Origin of the sequence: Brenneria izadpanahii (assembly GCF_017569925.1) — a bacterium.
Taxonomy (GTDB): Bacteria; Pseudomonadota; Gammaproteobacteria; order Enterobacterales; family Enterobacteriaceae; genus Brenneria; species Brenneria izadpanahii.
In genome coordinates this window covers 1,865,467-1,885,208 of record NZ_CP050854.1, presented here as the reverse complement: position 1 = coordinate 1,885,208, position 19,742 = coordinate 1,865,467, and the positions used below count along the sequence as shown (strand labels likewise).

Genomic DNA, 19,742 nt, shown 5'->3' with positions numbered 1-19,742 from the left:
ATTACGAGTATGTTGCTACATTGTCCCTAGTGTTTCAACGCATGGAAGATTTTTTCTGCCAACGCGTGTGAAATACCCGGCACATTTGCAATTTCCTCAATGCTGGCATTCATTAAAGGCTGTAATCCCCCATGTATTTCAATAGGGTTTGTCGACGTTTAGGCCCGACGCCTTCAATGAGCTCTAATGTACTGGTATTTTTAACTTTTGCTCTTTTCTTACGATGCCCGCCAATCGCATGATCGTGAGAATCGTCACGAATGTGCTGAATAACGTGCAAAGCCGGAGAATCAGGAGGTAATGCAATGCCTTCTCCCGTCGCTTCAAAGAATAGCGTCTCCAGCCCTGCCTTACGATCGCTACCTTTAGCAACGCCAAGCAACAGCGGCTTGCTTTTATCCCAGGGCACCTGTAGTGAATCGAATACCGCTTTGGCCTGGCCGAGCTGCCCTTTACCGCCGTCAATGACAATAACGTCAGGGATTTTACCGTCATCCAGCGCTTTGCCGTAACGACGCTTTAGAACCTGCGTCATCGCGGCATAATCATCGCCGGGAGTGATCCCGCTAATATTATAGCGGCGATATTCTGAACGTAGCGGCCCGTTCTCATCGAATACGACACAGGATGCCACAGTCTGCTCTCCCATAGTATGACTGATGTCAAAACACTCCATACGATTAATTTCCGGCAACTGTAAAACTTTAGCCAATTCAGATAGTCGCTGACGAATAGTTGATTGTTGTGACAATTTCGTCACCAGCGCCGTTGCGGCATTGGTTCGAGCCAGTTTCAGATAACGGGCGCGATCGCCACGCGGTTTAGTCTGAATCTGTACTTTACGCCCGGCAACCTCGGTTAAGGATTCAGTAAGCAGTTCTTTATCCGGCAATGCAAAATCAAGCAGAATCTCTGACGGCAGCGTCCGGGCCGAACTCCCCTGCAAGTAAAACTGGCCCACAAAGGTTTGTACAACCTCCCCCAGTACCGTTCCGCCCGGAACCTTCGGAAAGTAGCTCCGGCTGCCCAGCACCTTTCCCTGACGGATGAACAGCACATGAATACACGCCATCCCGGCTTCAAAAGCCACGCCAATGACATCCAGATCCTCGCCATCGCCGGAGACGAATTGCTTCTCCGTCACCCTCCGCACCGCCTGGATTTGATCGCGAATACGTGCGGCTTCTTCAAAGTTCAGTTCACGGCTGGCGGCTTCCATTCGTGCGACAAGCTGATTAAGCACCTGCTGATCCTTACCGGACAAAAACAAACGCACGTAGTCGACCTGTTGCTGGTAATCTTCTTCGCTAACCAATCCGCTAACGCACGGACCAAGGCAGCGTCCTATTTGATATTGCAGACAAGGGCGAGAGCGATTTCGATACACGCTGTTTTCGCATTGCCGAATCGGAAACAGTTTTTGCAATAACATCAGGGTTTCCCGTACGGCATTGCCGTTGGGGAATGGTCCGAAATACTCGCCTTTGGCATGTTTAGCGCCGCGATGAACGGCCAGACGGGGATGTTGCTCGGCGCTGAGAAAAATCATGGGATAAGATTTATCATCACGCAACAAAACGTTATAGCGCGGCTGATAAAGCTTAATATAGTTATGTTCCAGCAATAGCGCTTCGGTTTCGGTATGCGTGATCGTCACATCGATCTGCCTGATACTTTTTACCAAAGCCTCGGTCTTACGGCTGGCCACATTGCGGCGGAAATAGCTGGAAAGTCGTTTTTTTAAATCTTTTGCTTTTCCGACATAGATCACCGTATTCGCGGCATCATACATACGGTAAACCCCAGGCTGGCTGGTTACCGTCTTGAGAAATGCCGAGGCATTGAAACTTTCACTCACTACTTAACAACGTCTCCGCATTAAAAAGACCGTGGCGAATGGCTAAGTGCGTTAGCTCAACGTCACCGCTGATGTTCAGCTTGTTGAACATCCGGTAACGGTAGCTGTTCACCGTTTTCGGGCTCAGATTCAACTGATCTGAAATTTCAGTCACTTTCTGCCCTTTGGTGATCATCAGCATAATCTGCAATTCACGCTCAGACAAACACTCCAAAGGAGTCTCCATCTGCGGCTCTAGCTGGCTTAATGCCATTTGCTGCGCAATATCAGGAGCGATGTACCGTTTCCCCGCATGCACGGCCCGAATGGCACAGATGACTTCCTGCGGAGCCGCTGCTTTACTGACATATCCAGCTGCGCCCGCCTGCATTACTTTAGCAGGTAATGGGTTCTCTGTATAAATAGTTAGCATGATAACTTTTATATCGGGAGAGAATCGCAGTATTTTTCGCGTTGCCTCAAGACCGCCGATCCCCGGCATATTCATGTCCATCAGGACGACATCGACATTATTGTTGCGGCACCACCTGACGGCATCTTCACCACATGACACTTCGCCAACGACTTTGAGACCTTTGATATCCTCAAGAATGCGTCGTATCCCTGCCCGCACCAATTCATGGTCATCAACAAGAAAAACGCTAATCAAAGAATAATTCTCCAAAAAAGGGAGTAACACTTACATAACGAGTTGCTTGCAGGTGATACTACGTTGGTTTAGAAAAATAATGAATACAGATTTATATAAATTATGTATTTTAAAATATGCCATGAAGCAATAAACAATAGAGACTACATCATGATGATAACAATATGTCATTGCCTTCAAAGTGTGTATTGATCATATCGTTAACATTTCAGATTATGATTCTCGGCGATCCAAGCTCTGAACGCCCATCATAGGCACCCCCTACAAGAGAACACCAATCAATGATATAGATTGGCATCATTCCTTGCATATCAATAAAAAACACTGCAATCACCTGTTATATCAGTATTTTTTACAGTCGGGACTACATATATAATCCATATCCGATAAGAACGAGTCTATACGGACAGCGTCATGTATTCTATCAACACATTTAGCCACAGATTCACTATATAAATCCAGACAATTAAATACAATTAAAAACAAGTTAAGTGCATAAAAAATACTCACTACATAGTCATCCTTGATTAATAATGACCGCCGACAATACACTCTATGCTATACTCCCGGCAATCTGATTGTCGCCAGCAGCGTGTGCGTTTAAACCTGCGGTAGGCAGACTAAAACACTTTTTTACCGTTTCTTGTTAAGGAGAAAAAATGAGCAATGTAGATTTTTCCACGCACGCTTCTGTAGAGTCATTGGCCCACGAAGTAACCTGCCTGAAAGCCACTGTTACATTATTGTTAAAAGCCATCGGGCAGGCTGATGCGGGCAAAGTGATCGTAAAAATGGAAAAGTATATTGCCCAATTGGAAGATCCAAAACAGGCTGAAGCGTTAAGCGCCACCATCAAACAAATCAAACACGCCTATCGTCAATAACCGCGAATCACGCTCCCGTCGGCTGTACGCCTTTTGATGCCGGCGGCGATTTTCCGCCAACCAGCGTTATCCCTTTGCGATACGGACAATGCGGCTGCCGCCCCTCGGCAAGATGGCACCGCCCCACTCCGCCACGATATACTTACGTACCTTCAGCCATACGCGACTTGCGGCGCATTTTCTCCTGGCGCCCCCTTCATGTCGCAGATGCCTTATATTTTGTTATTTTACCGTTACCGGAAATTTAAATAATCAGTCAGCTATTAAAATTTAATTAAATACGATAAAAATAGCGCCATACCGTTTAAATAAAATATTATAAATAATAAACCTATTAATTATTGTGGATATTTCATGAAGAAATTGCGATGCAAATAGCGTGTTTTGTCAGGCTCATGCGCCAAAAACGCAAATAAGGAAAAACAAACGATCGGGAGTAAACGACTAAGCAGGCGACACGCTGGAGATGATTTACAACCAGGCTACAGCTTATTGAAGTGTTGGTGGGTCGTCGGGGGCTCGAACCCCGGACCAATTGATTAAGAGTCAACTGCTCTACCAACTGAGCTAACGACCCAACGGCGTGGATTATTCTCCACTTGGCGGCAACTGTCAAATAGTTCACATTGATTTTTTCTTATTTTTTCACATGCTAAAATTATATTGAGCACAATTCATAGTTTTGTTAACCTTAGCGCCGATAAGCCTACCCCTTTCATATTACGATAAACCACTTTATCAGAGCAAAAAGCGTACAGAATCACGTTGTGCAATTATTCACCGCCGTTATATCAACCACTCCTATAATCAGTACAACAATTACGCTATCTTACACGTATCTGTATTAATGAATGAGAGAGCCGCTTAAGAGCTCAAAACAACATCACATAAAAATAGGAAATTATATTACATGGTAGATCAATCAAAAGAGGCGGCAGACCTCGCGGAGTCCGGCGGTAACGGATTACGGCGAAATCTGACTAACCGCCATATTCAGCTCATTGCCATTGGCGGAGCCATCGGTACCGGGCTATTTATGGGTTCAGGAAAAACCATCAGTCTGGCAGGACCATCAATCATCTTCGTTTATATGATTATCGGTTTCATTCTGTTCTTCGTCATGCGCGCGATGGGCGAATTGCTGCTTTCGAACCTGAGCTATAAATCATTCAGCGATTTTGCCGCCGACCTGCTTGGTCCCTGGGCTGGTTTTTTTACCGGCTGGACTTATTGGTTCTGCTGGGTCGTTACCGGTATTGCCGATGTGGTGGCCATCAGCGCTTATGCTCAATTCTGGTTTCCCGATCTGTCACAGTGGATATCCTCGCTCCTCTGCGTTCTGTTATTACTCTCGCTTAATCTGGCGACGGTAAAAATGTTCGGCGAAATGGAATTCTGGTTTGCGATGATAAAAATTGTGGCCATTGTTGCTTTAATCGTCATCGGCATCGCCCTGATCATAATGAAATATCCTTCACCATCAGGCTCTATCGCTTCGTTTAGTAATTTATGGAATGACGGCGGTATGTTTCCTAAAGGGATCGGCGGATTTTTTGCCGGATTCCAAATAGCGGTATTCGCCTTCGTCGGCATCGAGTTGGTCGGCACCACGGCGGCAGAAACGAAAAATCCCAAAGTCGTGCTTCCCCGGGCGATAAACGCCATACCGATCCGCATCATCATGTTCTACGTTTTTTCATTAATCATGATTATGTCGGTGACGCCGTGGAGCGCAATTGCCGCCGATCGCAGTCCCTTCGTTGAAATGTTTGTACTGGTAGGATTGCCCGCCGCGGCCAGCGTAATCAACTTTGTGGTATTAACTTCCGCTGCCTCCTCAGCCAACAGCGGCGTCTTCTCCACCAGCCGGATGTTGTTTGGATTAGCCAAACAGGGAGATGCGCCGAAGCGTTTTAGTGTATTATCCAAACGCGCCGTTCCCTCTGCGGGATTACTATTTTCCTGTCTCTGCCTGTTATCCGGCGTAGTGTTGATTTACCTAATCCCGAACGTGATGACGGTATTTACCCTGGTAACAACCGTTTCCGCCATTCTGTTTATGTTTATCTGGAGCATTATTCTCTGCTCTTATCTGGCGTATCGTAAAAAAAGGCCGCAGTCACACGCCAACTCACAATATAAAATGCCCTGGGGCGTTTTTATGTGTTGGGTTTGCCTGGCCTTCTTTGCGTTTGTGATTATTCTACTGACACTTCAGCACGATACCTTGCAAGCGTTGGTGATAACGCCATTGTGGTTTATTATTCTGACAATTGCTTATCAGTTTTTTCGCAAGAAGAAACGGTTAGGTTAATATAAACAACAATCATTAAAAAGGCGCTGACCATAAGTTAGCGTCTTAATGCTTAATCCTCGAACTGTAATACTAATCTTAGTTATCGAACGGTTGCATAATTATAAAAAGAATGGTCAGGATACCGGCATCCTTATCATTTGATGCCAATTGCTAATAGCATTAGCCGATGTTAGTTTCTGATCGAGGTAGTAGTAAAGCGATTAATACCGCGAGTCAACAATTCGAGTGTTAAGCAGGTATCTTCATCTTTATGCTGCGACACTTCTGCTAATACGCTCTCCACCTTTTTCGTTAACTCATTAATTTTATTATCATCTAACACAGATATAATAGAAAACACCAATATTTCCAACAATTCGACTTTAGCGTGAAGTTCTTTTTCTCCGACTTCTTTTTCAGCCAGTTTCATCAAAAGCTGCGAGAGAAGGTTATTCATTTTGAACTCCTTAAAAATAATAACCACAAGGTACCGATATGGATCATCAGTACGTTACAAGTAGGATTAGATAAAGCGATGCGCGGCTAATGTAACACCTAAGCTAACTTCACCGCTAGTGCATACTACTGCTTTGCTATGTCAATATAACATTCTATAACAATAAAACTTAAACGCCAGGAGAACGAACACTACAGAGAAAAGGAGGGAGGGACAATATTATGAAAGGTTGTTTTATATAGCCAGCTATAGTGAGAATGGCTGGCTACTCAAAAATCTATACGTTTACTGACTGTCTAACGCCATTCACTGCGCTTTTCGCCTGCTCACATTGATACAAAATAGCTTGCGCATGTGAATAAAGGATTTTTCCCGCTTCCGTGGGAGTAACTCCACGTCTGCTACGAACCAGCAACTGTTTCTCCAGCTCACCTTCCAGCGTAGCGACCTGCTGGCTCAGCGCCGGTTGTGCGATGTGCAACAACTCAGCAGCCTGAGTCAAGCTACCGATATCAACGATTTTCACAAAGTACTTGAGCCGTCTAAGATTCATTTCTGCCTCCTGAGTAGTTACCCCGATTAAGGTAGCAAGAACCGCGCCAAATTGTGTTTGTGCTACAATGAAAAACTGATACCTAGTTGATAAGCCAAGGGTAAAATAAGGAAAAGAAATGGTTCGCAGGCTAAATTAGCCTTACGGAAGATGGGTTATATCGATTTTCTTCTACCTAAGCATGCACCACGCTAATGCAATTGTTGCCATATCAAGGTGCAGACGCGCAACCGGGAAAGAAGAACAACACGAACCACTACATGCAACTTGCACTGTAATTTCAACATGTTGATTATTACTTCAACAATCAGTCGCGATAAAGCATAACAGCCTTTGACAAGGTGAAAGGCTCCCGCTATTATCCCCCGCAGCTAACCGATTCCTCTGTAGTTCAGTCGGTAGAACGGCGGACTGTTAATCCGTATGTCACTGGTTCGAGTCCAGTCAGAGGAGCCAGATTTTAGTTTCATGACGTTCCTATAAGTCCTGAAGCGTTTAAAAAACAAGAAGTTATCTTTACCCGGTTACCCTGAAAAGGACTGCCGGGTTTTTTGACATCCCTAGTTTTAGGGGGCTTAATCGGGGGCCTCACGGTTCGTTGAGAAAATGGAGCCCCCGCTATGGCATTAACCGATACCGCTATCCGCAAGATCAAACCCGCCAATAAATCCTTCAAACTGGCAGATAGTTCAGGGCTGTACCTGCTGATCATAGATTAGCCCCATAGATCACCAGACACTTCGCCTCTCTTAAAATAAGAGGTAGTCTTAGAACTATGTTTAATACCAGTCAGAACGATAAGATGGTTGAAGTGTTATCAGGACCTGAACGGCATCGTCGCCGTACTCCGCAGGAAAAAATTGCCATTATTCAGCAGACTATGGAAGCCGGTATGACCGTGTCTCATGTCGCGCGCCAGCATGGCATCAATGCAAACCAGATATTCAAATGGCGCAAGCAATATGAAGACGGTTCTCTGACTGCCGTGGCTTCAGGTGAAGAGGTCGTACCCGCCTCTGAACTTGCTGCGGCTAATAAGCAAATCCGCGAGCTCCAGCGCCTTCTGGGCAAAAAGACGATGGAAGCCGAGATCCTTAAAGAGGCCGTGGAGTTCGGTCGGGCAAAAATGTATAGCCGATTTTGACGGCAAGGCCATGATGGGATATGTCACAGATGCAGGTAATGCTGCTACACATCGCGCTTGGTCACCGACAAAAAGCGAGTTCAAATCTTTGTTAACAATAACAGAGGACTTTATTCGTCGGTCTGTGCTACGTGATGATGGCATTATGAAAATTGCCGGAAAAATCCCAGCTAAACAAAAAAAATCTGTCGGCAAAGAAGCTAATGCAGACAATGCACTCCCTGATCTATTGGTTCAGCCTTATAAAGACGGTGAGTAATGAGCACTTTCTCTGTTAATCTAGATCGTGAATAAAATATCGCGTGGCTTAATCCATATCAATATCCTTTCATTAGGCGGCTTTTCCGGGAATCCTAACATGTTACCAAATGATACAGGATTACCGTTGGTATGGAAAATTATGACCGCTTTTGGCTCAGAGAGTACATTTCCTTTTGCCCCACCCCTGACATCTGAACTTAGCCTTGACACCAGAACCAAGTAATTAGCCCAGCGCACTCATACTGGTCAAACGCGCCTCATGGCTTCATAACGATGCGGCCAAGCGGTTTCGCTGTCTCGGCGAATTCATGGGCTACGGCAGCGTTGGCCAGTGGGAAGATGCGGTCAATAACAACTCTGATGCGCCCTGCTGCTACAGCCTGCAACATGTCGTCCACACTTGCCCGAACTCCGGGCCTTTCAAAAAGGGGTCCCATGAATACCCCCATGAGTGTCTGGTTAGACTGCATTGGCGGCCACAAGTCGACAGTCAGGCTGCCACCGCCCGCATTACCGACGAAGACGAGACGTCCTTCCGAAGCGAGTACAGAAAGCGAAGCAGGCAACGTCGTCCCCACCGGATCGATGACAAGGTCGACACCGGTGCCATGGATGTACTGCCGGACACTGTCCACGACGTTATTCTCTGTACGATCCACGACATGATCGGCACCAAGTTCAAGCAACCGGCTTCTTCGCTGCGTTCCGCTTGCCACTGCGATGACCGTTGCGCCTGCTTGTGAGGCAAGCTGAACAGCCGCGAGACCCACGCCGCCTGCTGCTGCCTGAATAAGGACGGTTTCTCCGTGACGAAGCATGCCTCGTGTGAAAAGGCAATGATGCGCGGTTCCAAAAGAAATCGGTAACACCGCCGCTTCTGCCGCATCCACCCCATCGGGTATAAGCCAGGTTCGCTCCGCGGGCACAACCCAACGTTCCGCATGTGACCCCTGCATGTTAAAAGCAGCGACTCTGTCCCCAACCGTACGGCTACGGACGTTCGATCCGACTGCAACAACCGTGCCCGCGGCCGCGTAGCCGACGATCCATGAAGGACGAGGCGGCGGTGTTGACCGGCGGTTGATCAGATCTCCCCCTTCAATCGAGATAGCCTCGACAGAAATCAGGATGTCGTCAGGTCCTGTAACCGGATCGGGAATATCGACATATTTCAGGACGCAGGGAGCGCCTTCCACATCATAAACCGCTGCTTTCATAAATTTTCCTCTGTCTTATCAGTAAATCCAGACCAGTCTGGAAAACCATGCCGATTCCAACACTTAGCACGTCAGGAATATCTCTGTTACCTTTCCTGGCCGCGCGGGCTGCTCTGTTGAATTTTCGACTGGCGAAAGACCTATAACATTTAGGGCAGCCTGGCAATCACCTTAATCTCAAACTTGAATCCGTAAAGCCACGTCACGCCGATCCCAGTTAACGTAGGGTAAGGCGCTTCCCCCCAATATTCTGGCAGGATACTCCAGATAGCGTCGAGGTTTGACTCGGGATCGACGACAAAGAGGGTAACGTCAACCACGTCACCGAACGTGCAGCCCGCAGCCGCGAGAACAGCATTAAGATTATTGAATGCCAGCCTGACCTGCGCTTTTAGATCGTGCTCAGGCGAACCATCCTCGCGGCTACCAACCTGCCCAGAAACGAACAAGAAACCGTTGGATTTGATGGCCGGTGAATAGCGATTGCGCTCATAGAGCGCCTGCCGACCGAAGGGAAAAACTGCTTCGCGTGCTGTCATGTTTGTACCTTTGCAATGGGGCGAAATCTGCCCGGTGAACATAAAGACACTTTACAGGTGCTGGATCGGATGGATAAACAAGCGACTTTGTCCATCATTGTTTGTAAAATCCAAACAATCGGTGAAAAGAGAGGATAAGGAATGGATCGTTTCGATGCGATGCGCGCCTTTGCTCGCGTGGTGGAGGCAGGAAGCTTCACGAAGGCTGCCCAAACGCTTCATATGAGCAAAACCACGGTGACGCAACTAATTCAGCAGTTGGAAGCGCGCCTGCGCGTCAAATTGCTCCATCGCACCACCCGCAAGCTCGGCGTGACTTCCGATGGCGCGGTCTACTACGAACGCGTCATCCGCCTGCTGGCGGACATGGAGGATGCTGAAAACAGCCTGTCCAGTGCGGCGGTAACGCCCAGGGGACGGCTACGGGTGGATGTACCCAGTCCGCTGGCCCGCCTCGTCATTGTGCCGGCGCTACCGGCTTTCCACGCCCGTTACCCCGATATCCAGTTCGACATGGGCGTAAGCGACCGGGTGGTGGATCTGATCGGCGACAACGTGGATTGCATCCTGCGCGGTGGCGAAATCAACGACCAGTCCCTGATCGCACGCCATGTCGGAGATTTGCAATTCGGCATCTACGTCGCCCCCAGTTATGTGAAACGCCTTGGCGCTCCTGCGCACCCGCGAGAGCTGGAAAACACCGACCATCGCATAGTGGGATTCTTGTCCTCACGCACCAGTAAAATTGATCCTCTGGTACTGCGCAGTGAGAGTGAACATATTGAAATCACGGGCAGCTATGTACTTGCCGTGGATGATGGCAATGCTTACCTCGAAGCTGGGTTAGCCGGGTTAGGAGTGATTGCGCTGCCAATCTATATGGCGGCAGCACATCAGGCTGTTGGCTCTTTAATTCCGTTATTTGCACAATGGCGTATCAGTCCAATGCCCCTGCACATAGCTTTTCCACCGAACCGCCATGTCAACGCCAAACTGCGAGTTTTTATTGATTGGATCATTGAATTGATGCAGCGGCATGTCCCCAATTCCAACAATAAGTAACTACATCCCAGCCCCCTGATTCGCTCATCAGTGTCGATTGGTGGTCATTCTGGTGGTCTTGACATAAAGGGAATTCAGATTTAGCTTGTTTATTCGCCAGTTACTGGCAAAGGCGATCCCAGTCAGAGAGCCATTTCTTGTTCTGTGGATGTCTACTGAAGTCCACAGGTCATTGAAAGAAGGGTGAAATCCCTTCTTCTACGTTCCACTGAAATCCACCTAAATCCGATACTTTTAAGTCCACTTTTGAGTCCATCGGGAAAGCGGGTGGATTGTGTTCGCATTCTTGCTATGAGTCTTTGCGACCGGAAACCAGAATCCAGCTCTGACCTGTAATCAGGAGCTACGATTATGGCACTTTCCGATACCGCAGTCCGCCGGGCCAAAGCAACCGGTAAATCCTATACCCTCTCTGATGATGCTGGCCTTTCACTTGCTGTCGCGCCAAAGGGTGGAAAATCCTGGCACTTCCGCTATTACTGGTGCGGAAAACAAAAGCGAATGTCCCTGGGCCAATACCCTGATGTGACACTGCGTGGAGCCAGACAGGCAAGAGATCAGGCTTCAGCTTTGGTGGCACAAGGTATTAATCCACGAGTTGCCCGTGAGCAGCAACGTCATGCCATCCAGCTTGCTTCGGAAAATAGCTTTTCCTCTGTATTCAAACAATGGGCTGAATACCGGGCACTGACTTTAAAGGAAGGAAGAAAATCATCCCTTTCGCAGTGCAAACGAGTTTTCAACAACGATGTACGTCGAACTGATCTCTTGCAAATACTAAGTCGAATCGAACAACGGGGAGCATTCACCGTTGCCCAAAAAGTCAGGGGCTGGCTGAATCAAGTGTTTCGCTTTGCGTTGGTCAAAGTTGAAGGGCTGGAGAACAATCCCGCTACAGACCTGAAGGTAGTTGCCCTACCCAAACCACCCGAAATCCATAATCCTTTTCTGTGGATGCATGAGATCCCAACTCTTTTACAAAAGCTACGTCATTACCGTGGACAACTGAATACCCAGTTGGGGATTCGCCTGTTGCTACTGACTGGCGTGCGAACTGGCGAATTACGTCTGGCGACACCAGAACAGTTCGATCTGAAGCAGGGTTTATGGTTTATTCCGCCGGACAACGTAAAGCAGTTGCAACGCCTTTTACGCAAAAGTGGCAAGCGCTCCAAGAACATCCCACCATATACTGCCCTCTATCAACTCAGGCTATCGAAATCATCCGCCACCTTTTGCGCGAGGCCAGGCCTGCGCAACGTTTTTTATTGCCGGGTAACTCTGACCTGAATAAGCGCATCAGTGAAAATACACTCAATGCCGCTCTCAAACGAATGGGTTACAAAGATCGGCTAACCGAGCACGGCATACGCGGCACAATTTCAACCGCTTTGCATGAAATTGGCTATCCGAAAATCTGGATAGACGCTCAACTTTCTCATGCGGGTCCTAATAAAGTCCGTGCCACTTACAATCATGCAGCTTATGTTGAGCAACGACGAGTCATGATGCAGGATTGGGCAGACCGCCTTGATCTGTTAGAGTGAAGTGGCACACTGAATTTGGCCACCTGAACAGAGGTGATATGCTCACCTCAGAGCAAAACAGGTGCTCCAATGAAAAAAAGAAATTTTAGTGCAGAGTTCAAATGTGAAGCGGCTCAGTTGGTTGTCGAGCAGAGCTACACTGTTGCTGAAGCAGCAAAAGCCATGGATATTGGCCTTTCAACAATGACCCGATGGGTCAGACAATTACGGGACGAACGACAGGGAAAAACACCGAAAGCTTCCCCCATTACCCCGGAACAAATTGAAATACGTGAGTTGAAGAAAAAGCTACAACGTACTGAAATGGAAAATGAAATATTAAAAAAGCTACCGCGCTCTTGATGTCAGACTCCCTGAACAGTTCTCGTTAATCGGAAAACTCAGGGCGCGTTATCCCGTGGCTACACTCTGCCACGTATTTGGGGTTCACCGCAGCAGCTATAAATACTGGAAATGCCGTCCTGATAAGCCGGACAGAAAGCATACAGAGTTACGCAGTCAGGTTCAGGAACTATACAACATTAGTCATGGCTCAGCCGGGGCAAGGAATATCGCAGCAATGGCAGCGCTTAGAGGCTTCCGGATGGGGCGCTGGCTTGCCGGCAGACTCATGAAAGAGCTGGGGCTGGTCAGTTGTCAGCAGCCCATCCATCGGTATAAACGCGGTGGCCATGAATACATCACTATCCCGAATCACCTTGAGCGTCAGTTCGCAGTGACAGAACCTAATCAGGTGTGGTGCGGCGACGTGACGTATATCTGGACAGGTAAACGCTGGGCAAGAGGGGGTTCCATCGGCGTGGCTATTTTGGCTGTTTTTGACGCGACAATGTTAAAAAACGTCAAGAGCCATACGACATAAACGTGAAAAATAGCTGTAAACTCAATACCCAATCGTTCATAAAAATTCGCTGTTTGAACCATGGTGGCGGGCAACATGATAAAGAACATACCGGACGCAATTCGACACCAGGTGAATACCGCCTGTACGCTCATCATCCGGATTATCGATTGCAATCTGGTAGCCATTCATTTGTATGGTTCTGCTGTTGTGGGCGGGTTGTCGCCCCGCAGCGACATTGATTTGTTGGTCACGGTACGGGAACCGCTTTATATCATCCAACGGCAAGCCTTGATGCGGGGCTTTCTGGCAATTTCAGCGCCGCCCGGCGCCTCTGATAGCTATCGAGCGCTGGAGGTGACCGTAGTCTTGTATTCACAGCTGGTGCCGTGGCGATTCCCGCCTTCAAGAGAAATGCAGTTTGGCGAATGGTTGCGTGACGATATCCGAGCTGGCGTTTATGAACCGGCGCAGCCGGACCCTGATGTCGCCATTCTACTGACCAACGTGCGTAACGCCAGCGTACCGTTAATCGGCGAAAGCGCAGAGACGTTATTCAACGTCATCCCTAAAAGCGATTTGTTGCAAACATGTCGACATGCCCTTGAACTGTGGCATGAACCGGCGGATTTGCTGGGCGATGAACGTAATATCATCCTGACGCTGGCGCGAATCTGGTATACGTCGTTACCGGCGGTATTGTCGCCAAGGATGAGGCTGCGGCCTGGCTAGCGCCGCAATTGCCCGCTGAGCATGCCGCCACGCTGCAAGCGGCGCGCTTAGAGTATCTGGGGTTGGCCGCAAAGGATTGGGTCGCGTCTATGCCGTCAGTAGAACGCTTTGTAGGGTATGCAAAAGCACATATTACCGAGTTGCTTGAATAATTTATTCAAAAGCATCGAGAATTCCCCTTTATTTAACAAACGGTTAGTTATTAAGTTAACGATTATTTATTTTTATCATCTTACATATCGTTAATCCTTCCTGAACGTTATTTCCCTGTCCGCATTACGTCCCGGCAACAGCCAGCGGTGCGGCATTCCTGTATCCGTCAAACAGAGGAGTCGATATGAAATTCAGCCTATTCCTGCTGATGCTATGCGCGCTCACGGGCTGCGTACAGCACGGCGGCCTGCCGCCGCTATCCGACGAACCACAGCCGGTAACGGATGCCAACGACAATACAGGGCGACGCGATCGGCCTCATGAGTCTCTGTTTCTCTTCTGTCTATCAGCTACGCATGAAATAGAGAGGTAAGCAAAGCAATATTGCGAATGAGCCAAAAGCAACGTGTGATGGCGATCGGTACTTAAGTCATTATTTAGCCCAAGATCGCTAAAGTATTCATTACCAGGGAGAAATATACTGACTCACACCACACCATATGTTTGAACATCGTAAATAGATTCCAACCGATTGTTTTTCTAATGCATATTCTATTTTTTATTTTAATGAATTTTGTGAACTCAGTGATTTTCCATAGGCGGTTAAGCGTTGAGTTAATAAAGAAACGGAATCGGGCTGGGAAGGCATAAAGCACAATCTACGATAACTAAAAAAAGGAGACGATGTTTATCATGGCCTCGCAGCAAGGTATTCCCAGGGAGCTTCCAACACCGCCAAGTGAAGAGACGATATCCCTCCTGTTCAAACGAATCCTACCGATTCTAGTATTGGGCTATATCCTAAACTTTATTGATAGAACGAATATCAGTATGGTGAAGTCCGAACTTCAGACTGATATCGGCATTGATGCTGCGGCATATGGTCTTGGTTCCGGTCTCTTTTTTTTAACCTATGCATTTTTTCAGATTCCAAGCAATCTGATCATGAGCAAGATCGGCGCGCGGTGGACATTGGGTACGGTAATGACGCTATGGGGATTGCTGTCGATGGGGACAGCCTTTATCCATACGACAGCGCAGTTCTACACGCTCCGGTTGCTACTTGGCCTGGTAGAGTCGGGATTCTATCCAGGGGTTCTATATTATATTACGATTTTCTTTCCCCATTCCCAACGGACTCGCGCCAACAGTATCTTTCTGATGGGCGCCGCAATGGCTAATATCATCGGCAATCCTCTCGCCGGCCTCATCGTCGGCCTGCACGGCACGGCCGGCCTGCCGGGGTGGCAGTGGCTGTTCATCTTAGAGGGTATTCCGACGGTCCTTCTCGGCGTTGTCCTGCTCCTCCGTCTGCCGGATCGTCCGACAGAGGCAAAATGGCTCGCGCCCGAGCCTGCACAGCAGCTTGAAGCCTATATAAAATATCAGAATGAAACTGGCGCGCGTAATTCTGGCAATTACTCGCTTTGGAAGTCGGCCTGTGATCCTCAAATTTTGTTGAATGCAGTGGTTTTCTTTACGGTTGTCATCGGAGTATACGCGCTTGGATACTTCCTTCCGGCGATCATCAGAACCTATTCTTCGGCGCTGACTACCTTCGAGGTCGGCCTGATAACCGCTGTTCCTTATGTGGTCGGCGCCATTTCCCTGTGGGTCGTACCGAAACTCGTCAAACCCGGGATGACTAAAACCTGGATCGTTTCCCTGATTATCTTCATCTCCATTGGGCTAATCATCGCCCTGCTTGCCCAAAGGAGTTTGGGAGGATGGTTCGGTCCGGTGGTGGCGATCATCGGGTTCTGCATTGCCTATGCCGCAACGCAGACTTGTCAACCAATGATCCTCGCGAGCGTCGGTTTTCGCCTTTCCGGCGCGGCGCTGGCAGCCGGCTTGGCGCTGGTCAATATGGTCGGCCAACTGGGTGGATTCTTCGGTCCGTATATCCTGGGATTTGCCGAGCAGCAGACTGGAAGCCCTTCGTCGGGGCTGTGGGCGGTCGTGGTCATCGCCCTTATCGGCGCTATTCTCGCCTCGATCACTCGTGTCAGCCCCACGGCCACCGATGCATCTGGTTCGGGAGAGGGTACGGTTAGCCCTTCCTCAAAGGCCGGCCCCGTCTGAGGGATTATTCTCGGTGGAAGACACGCTTTTCCGCCGAGAATTCGCGTGCAATCGAATGCATTACATAAAGGGCTAACCCGAAACGCCCCACCAGCCCCGTCGACCTATCTCCTACCGGAATCTGTCACTACCGCCTTATGACGCCATTTATCCTATGGTTAAAACACGGGGCCCGCTCATATTATGATCATTCTGAACAAAACCTATATCCGGATCATCTTTATTATCTTCCATGCCATATTTTCATTATTATTGGTGTAGAGCGTCCTGTCTCCAATATTATTGCCAACACCAGTGATATTTACTTTCCGGTCTTTCTTTAATTTCAAAATATCGTCAGCCTACCCTGTGCAATAGGTCCGCGGAACAACACCGCCAAAATGGTTATTGTCAGATGCCTGGAAACGATAGCGTAGGTTTTTCGTTCTTGTTTTATATGCACTTATTTACAGGAGCTGTACACGGGATGGTTTTTATCATCATGACTTCCTGCTCGATTAATGATTCGCAATCTGTATTTATGATCCATTATAGAAAAATGTAGACATATAATACCGAAGCCATCTGATAGCTGTTCATGCATAAAGTCCATCGACCCGCTTTCATTGCTTTGGCAGGCATTTGATATGAATGATCAACGTTAATCCATTATTCAATGGCATAGTTGGCTCAGGCTGCCGGCGAGCCGGTGTTTTTTTGAAAAAGTATAAAAGCGAGCACGGCAAGCTATTTAGCGGCATATCATTCACATCAGGCTATATAACAACCCCAGCGCTTTCCGCCATCACCGTTTTCATCGCTTCCGCAAACGCTTCTCTCGTCGGGAACATTACACTACGCCGATCGGTCACCGCCACCACCGAAACCTGTAATGCAGGGCGGAACGGGCGCACCGCCAACCCAGCGGTGTCAATCCCCTGTAGGGAAAAGCGGTCGACGATGGTCACGCCGTTACCATGCCTGACCAGGTTGATCGCCATACTGTAGCGGTTGGTTTCCACCGCTGCGACCTGACGTTGGCGGAATTCCGACACCACCTCCGCGATCATCGCCACCATCCGGACGTCGGTGGTAATAAAGATTAGCTCCCGTGGCGCAATATCCTGCCAGCGCACCACGGCCTGCTGCGTCAGCGGGTGCTGCGCCGGCAGCACGCACACCATATAGAATCAATGATTATATTCACCAAGGGGCATAAAATGAAATTTTTCACATCACGTTTGATGTCGGCGTTATTGCTGATACCAGGGCTTTTTACACAGGTTCCGGCGCATGCCGCAGATGATATTAATACGATTCTGCCGGATCATGTTATCCGCGTCGGCGCGGTTAACGCGCCGCCGTGGTATCAGAAAGATCTGCTGACCAATCAGTGGACCGGGCTGGTGCCGGACGTGGTACAGGCAATATTCAAAGATACCGATATTAAAATCGAATACGTCGACACCCAGTGGGGCACCGCCGTGGCTGGCCTGCAGTCTAACCGCTTCGATATTCTCGGTGGCTTTAATAAGACCCCGGAAAGAGCCAAAGCCGCCGATTTTACCCGTCCGATGGGATCGCATCAGATGGGCGTGCTGACGCTGTCGGAAGAGACCAAAAAGTTTGACCAGTGGGGGACGATAAATAACCCGCAGACCAAACTCGCGGCTATTGACGGATCGGCGGCGGTGACGCTGCTGCAGCCGCAGTTGGATAAGGCGCAGTGGATTATTGTGCCGGACAGCGACAATATGCAGCTACAGATGGAAAGCGGCCGTGCCGATGCCATCGTCACTAACGATATCCAGATGTCGCAATATATTCAGAAGCGCCATCAAGGCACCATGGTTATTCCGCAGCCGGTCAAAGAACAGCCGACCAATATTGGCCTGCGTAAAAATCGCCCGCAGTTGCAGGCGTGGCTCGACGGTCGGCTGGAGCAGTTGGATAAAGACGGTACGCTGAAAAGCATCTGGAAAAAATATACTCATCCGGTGAGCCAGCAGTAATGAGCGCACAGGTTTCTCTACCATTACTGAAAATAGACGCTCTCAGCAAATCATTCTCAGGCGCTAAAATCATTGATGACATCTCCTTCGAGGTTCACCCTTCGGAGGTGATAGGCATCATTGGCCGCAGCGGCGCCGGTAAATCCACTTTGCTGCGCTGCCTGAATATGCTGGAGCTGCCGGACAGCGGGCATATCTGGCTGGATAATGAAGAGATCGGCTTTTATGGCGCGCAGCGAAAGCCGGTAAAGCGGCACACGCTGGCCCGGCAACGCGCGGCGATGACGATGGTGTTCCAGCACTTCAATCTGTGGCCGCACCGCAGCGTGCTGCAGAATATTATTGAAGGGCCGGTGCAAGTGCTCGGCGTTCCGCGTAAAACGGCGATAGAAAAGGCGATGGCGCTGCTGGAACGCATGGGGCTGACGGCGAAGGCCGGTGATTTTCCCGTCCAGCTTTCCGGCGGTCAGCAGCAGCGCGTGTCGATCGCCCGAGCGCTGGCGATGGAGCCACGGGTGATCCTGCTTGATGAACCCACCTCGGCGCTGGATCCGGAATCGGTTGGTGAGGTGCTGGCGGTGATTTCCGAGCTGGCCGCCAGTGGCACCACCATGTTGGTGGTCACCCATGAAATGCGCTTTGCCTTGCAGGTCTGCAGTCGTCTGCTGCTGATGGATAACGGCAGGCTGGTGGATGAAGCCATTCCGCGGGAGATCTGGTCACGCCCTGAAAATGCGCAAATACGTCACTTTATGACGCTGTCCGGCGTGACGGCGGGGGATCGGGTCTGATGCCGGTTTATCATTGGGATTTCTCAATACTCTGGCAATATCGCGCCATTTTGCTGGACGGCATATTCACCACCTTTCAAATCGTTCTGGCTTCGGTCACCTTAAGCATTCTCGGCGGCGCCCTGCTTGCGCCGTTACGCGGCTCGGCCAGGACAGTGATTCGCCTGCCCGCCCAGGGGCTGATCGAGGTGGTGCGGTCGATTCCGCCGCTGGTGCTGATCGTCTGGGCCTACTATTGCCTGCCTATCTTGTTCGGGCTGACCTTATCCTCTTACTTAACCTGCGTACTGGCCATCTCGCTATATGGCAGCGTTTTTTTTGCCGAGATCTTCCGTTCCGGCCTGCAATCCGTCGATCATGGTCTGATCGAAGCCGGGCTGTCGGTGGGGATGTCGCCGTTCAAAGTGCTGGTGCGCATTACCGGTCCGGTAGCCTTTCTGCGTATCCTGCCGGCGTTTGTCGGCCAGTGCGTGATGTCGATAAAAAACTCGGTGCTGGCGAGCTATATCGCCACCGGCGAGATCCTCTATCAGGGGCAGCGTTTGAGTACCGCCACTTTTCGGCCGCTGGAGACGCTGACCTTTGTCGCACTGTTTTTCGTCGTCACCATCCTTCCGCTGTCACTGCTGGCCAGCTATGCCGAACGCCGGATCCGCACCCGCTATTTTAAACGTTGATAACCATG

The 19,742-nt window shown here is 49.3% G+C and carries 16 protein-coding genes, 2 tRNA genes and 6 pseudogenes; 16 read left to right on the top strand and 8 right to left on the bottom strand.

What is annotated here, in order from left to right:
* Positions 1-26: 26 nt before the first annotated feature.
* Both uvrC and uvrY read right to left on the bottom strand, forming a co-directional pair.
* Positions 27-1,858 (bottom strand): annotated as a pseudogene (gene uvrC / locus HC231_RS08385) (excinuclease ABC subunit UvrC).
* A complete protein-coding gene (uvrY, locus tag HC231_RS08380) occupies positions 1,851-2,507 on the bottom strand; it encodes a UvrY/SirA/GacA family response regulator transcription factor (protein ID WP_208230565.1) in 657 nt (218 codons plus the stop codon). Before uvrY ends, uvrC begins: the two are co-directional and overlap by 8 nt.
* Positions 2,508-3,166: 659 nt before the next feature.
* On the opposite strand from uvrY, the gene HC231_RS08375 reads away from it, so the two are divergent.
* Positions 3,167-3,391 (top strand): DUF2594 family protein, encoded by a 225-nt coding sequence (locus HC231_RS08375; protein WP_208230564.1) that lies wholly within the window; start codon positions 3,167-3,169, stop codon positions 3,389-3,391.
* Positions 3,392-3,892: 501 nt separating this feature from the next.
* Here the strand turns inward: HC231_RS08375 and HC231_RS08370 are convergent.
* Positions 3,893-3,968: transfer RNA gene (locus HC231_RS08370), tRNA-Lys, on the bottom strand.
* Positions 3,969-4,301: 333 nt separating this feature from the next.
* Between HC231_RS08370 and cycA the strand changes: the two genes are divergently transcribed.
* Positions 4,302-5,705 (top strand): D-serine/D-alanine/glycine transporter, encoded by a 1,404-nt coding sequence (cycA, locus tag HC231_RS08365; RefSeq protein ID WP_208230563.1) that lies wholly within the window; start codon positions 4,302-4,304, stop codon positions 5,703-5,705.
* A 172-nt stretch (positions 5,706-5,877) separates the two neighbouring features.
* Here cycA and HC231_RS08360 read toward each other — a convergent pair whose 3' ends face one another.
* Both HC231_RS08360 and HC231_RS08355 read right to left on the bottom strand, forming a co-directional pair.
* The gene (locus HC231_RS08360) at positions 5,878-6,144 is read right to left on the bottom strand and encodes a sigma-S stabilization anti-adapter protein IraP (RefSeq protein WP_208230562.1); all 267 of its coding nucleotides are present in this window, start codon (positions 6,142-6,144) and stop codon (positions 5,878-5,880) included.
* A gap of 286 nt (positions 6,145-6,430) precedes the next feature.
* A pseudogene (locus HC231_RS08355) lies at positions 6,431-6,697 on the bottom strand (LysR family transcriptional regulator); the annotation flags it as partial.
* A gap of 380 nt (positions 6,698-7,077) precedes the next feature.
* Here HC231_RS08355 and HC231_RS08350 point away from each other — a divergent pair.
* The 4 genes and pseudogenes from HC231_RS08350 to HC231_RS08335 all read left to right on the top strand — a co-directional run bounded on the left by HC231_RS08350 (position 7,078) and on the right by HC231_RS08335 (position 8,100).
* A tRNA-Asn gene (locus tag HC231_RS08350) sits at positions 7,078-7,153 on the top strand.
* A gap of 164 nt (positions 7,154-7,317) precedes the next feature.
* Positions 7,318-7,407: pseudogene (locus tag HC231_RS08345) on the top strand (Arm DNA-binding domain-containing protein); the annotation flags it as partial.
* 92 nt (positions 7,408-7,499) lie between these two features.
* Positions 7,500-7,823: pseudogene (locus HC231_RS08340) on the top strand (transposase); the annotation flags it as partial.
* A gap of 28 nt (positions 7,824-7,851) precedes the next feature.
* Positions 7,852-8,100: a hypothetical protein gene (locus HC231_RS08335; protein WP_208230561.1), complete on the top strand. Its 249-nt coding sequence runs from the start codon at positions 7,852-7,854 to the stop codon at positions 8,098-8,100.
* A 259-nt stretch (positions 8,101-8,359) separates the two neighbouring features.
* Here HC231_RS08335 and HC231_RS08330 read toward each other — a convergent pair whose 3' ends face one another.
* Positions 8,360-9,319, bottom strand: a complete 960-nt coding sequence (locus HC231_RS08330; RefSeq protein WP_208230560.1) for a quinone oxidoreductase family protein — start codon at positions 9,317-9,319, stop codon at positions 8,360-8,362.
* 149 nt (positions 9,320-9,468) lie between these two features.
* Complete coding sequence (locus tag HC231_RS08325) at positions 9,469-9,858, bottom strand: RidA family protein (RefSeq protein WP_152403857.1); 390 nt, start codon at positions 9,856-9,858, stop codon at positions 9,469-9,471.
* Between the two features lie 141 nt (positions 9,859-9,999).
* Between HC231_RS08325 and HC231_RS08320 the strand changes: the two genes are divergently transcribed.
* From HC231_RS08320 to HC231_RS08295, 7 genes and pseudogenes are all read left to right on the top strand, one after another.
* The gene (locus HC231_RS08320; RefSeq protein ID WP_208230559.1) at positions 10,000-10,920 is read left to right on the top strand and encodes a LysR family transcriptional regulator; all 921 of its coding nucleotides are present in this window, start codon (positions 10,000-10,002) and stop codon (positions 10,918-10,920) included.
* 351 nt (positions 10,921-11,271) lie between these two features.
* Entirely contained in the window at positions 11,272-12,210 is a 939-nt protein-coding gene (locus HC231_RS08315) for a tyrosine-type recombinase/integrase (protein WP_425490519.1), read from the top strand.
* Positions 12,156-12,467, top strand: coding sequence for a tyrosine-type recombinase/integrase (locus HC231_RS24360; RefSeq protein ID WP_425490518.1), 312 nt, complete (start codon positions 12,156-12,158; stop codon positions 12,465-12,467). Before HC231_RS08315 ends, HC231_RS24360 begins: the two co-directional genes overlap by 55 nt.
* A gap of 69 nt (positions 12,468-12,536) precedes the next feature.
* Positions 12,537-13,248: pseudogene (locus tag HC231_RS08310) on the top strand (IS3 family transposase); the annotation flags it as partial.
* A gap of 156 nt (positions 13,249-13,404) precedes the next feature.
* Positions 13,405-14,192: pseudogene (locus HC231_RS08305) on the top strand (aminoglycoside adenylyltransferase family protein).
* A 185-nt stretch (positions 14,193-14,377) separates the two neighbouring features.
* Entirely contained in the window at positions 14,378-14,566 is a 189-nt protein-coding gene (locus HC231_RS08300; RefSeq protein WP_208231513.1) for a hypothetical protein, read from the top strand.
* A 320-nt stretch (positions 14,567-14,886) separates the two neighbouring features.
* On the top strand, positions 14,887-16,275 hold the full coding sequence (locus HC231_RS08295; RefSeq protein ID WP_208230558.1) for an MFS transporter: 1,389 nt from the start codon (positions 14,887-14,889) through the stop codon (positions 16,273-16,275).
* Positions 16,276-17,030: 755 nt separating this feature from the next.
* Here the strand turns inward: HC231_RS08295 and HC231_RS08290 are convergent.
* Positions 17,031-17,438: a LysR substrate-binding domain-containing protein gene (locus tag HC231_RS08290; protein ID WP_208230557.1), complete on the bottom strand. Its 408-nt coding sequence runs from the start codon at positions 17,436-17,438 to the stop codon at positions 17,031-17,033.
* Positions 17,439-17,474: 36 nt separating this feature from the next.
* Here HC231_RS08290 and HC231_RS08285 point away from each other — a divergent pair, with 36 nt between their 5' ends.
* The 3 genes from HC231_RS08285 to HC231_RS08275 are packed head-to-tail and all read left to right on the top strand — an operon-like array spanning position 17,475 to position 19,734.
* Entirely contained in the window at positions 17,475-18,266 is a 792-nt protein-coding gene (locus HC231_RS08285) for a substrate-binding periplasmic protein (protein ID WP_208230556.1), read from the top strand.
* The gene (locus tag HC231_RS08280) at positions 18,266-19,057 is read left to right on the top strand and encodes an amino acid ABC transporter ATP-binding protein (protein ID WP_208230555.1); all 792 of its coding nucleotides are present in this window, start codon (positions 18,266-18,268) and stop codon (positions 19,055-19,057) included. Before HC231_RS08285 ends, HC231_RS08280 begins: the two co-directional genes overlap by 1 nt.
* Entirely contained in the window at positions 19,057-19,734 is a 678-nt protein-coding gene (locus HC231_RS08275; RefSeq protein ID WP_208230554.1) for an amino acid ABC transporter permease, read from the top strand. Before HC231_RS08280 ends, HC231_RS08275 begins: the two co-directional genes overlap by 1 nt.
* The last annotated feature ends 8 nt before the right edge of the window (positions 19,735-19,742 follow it).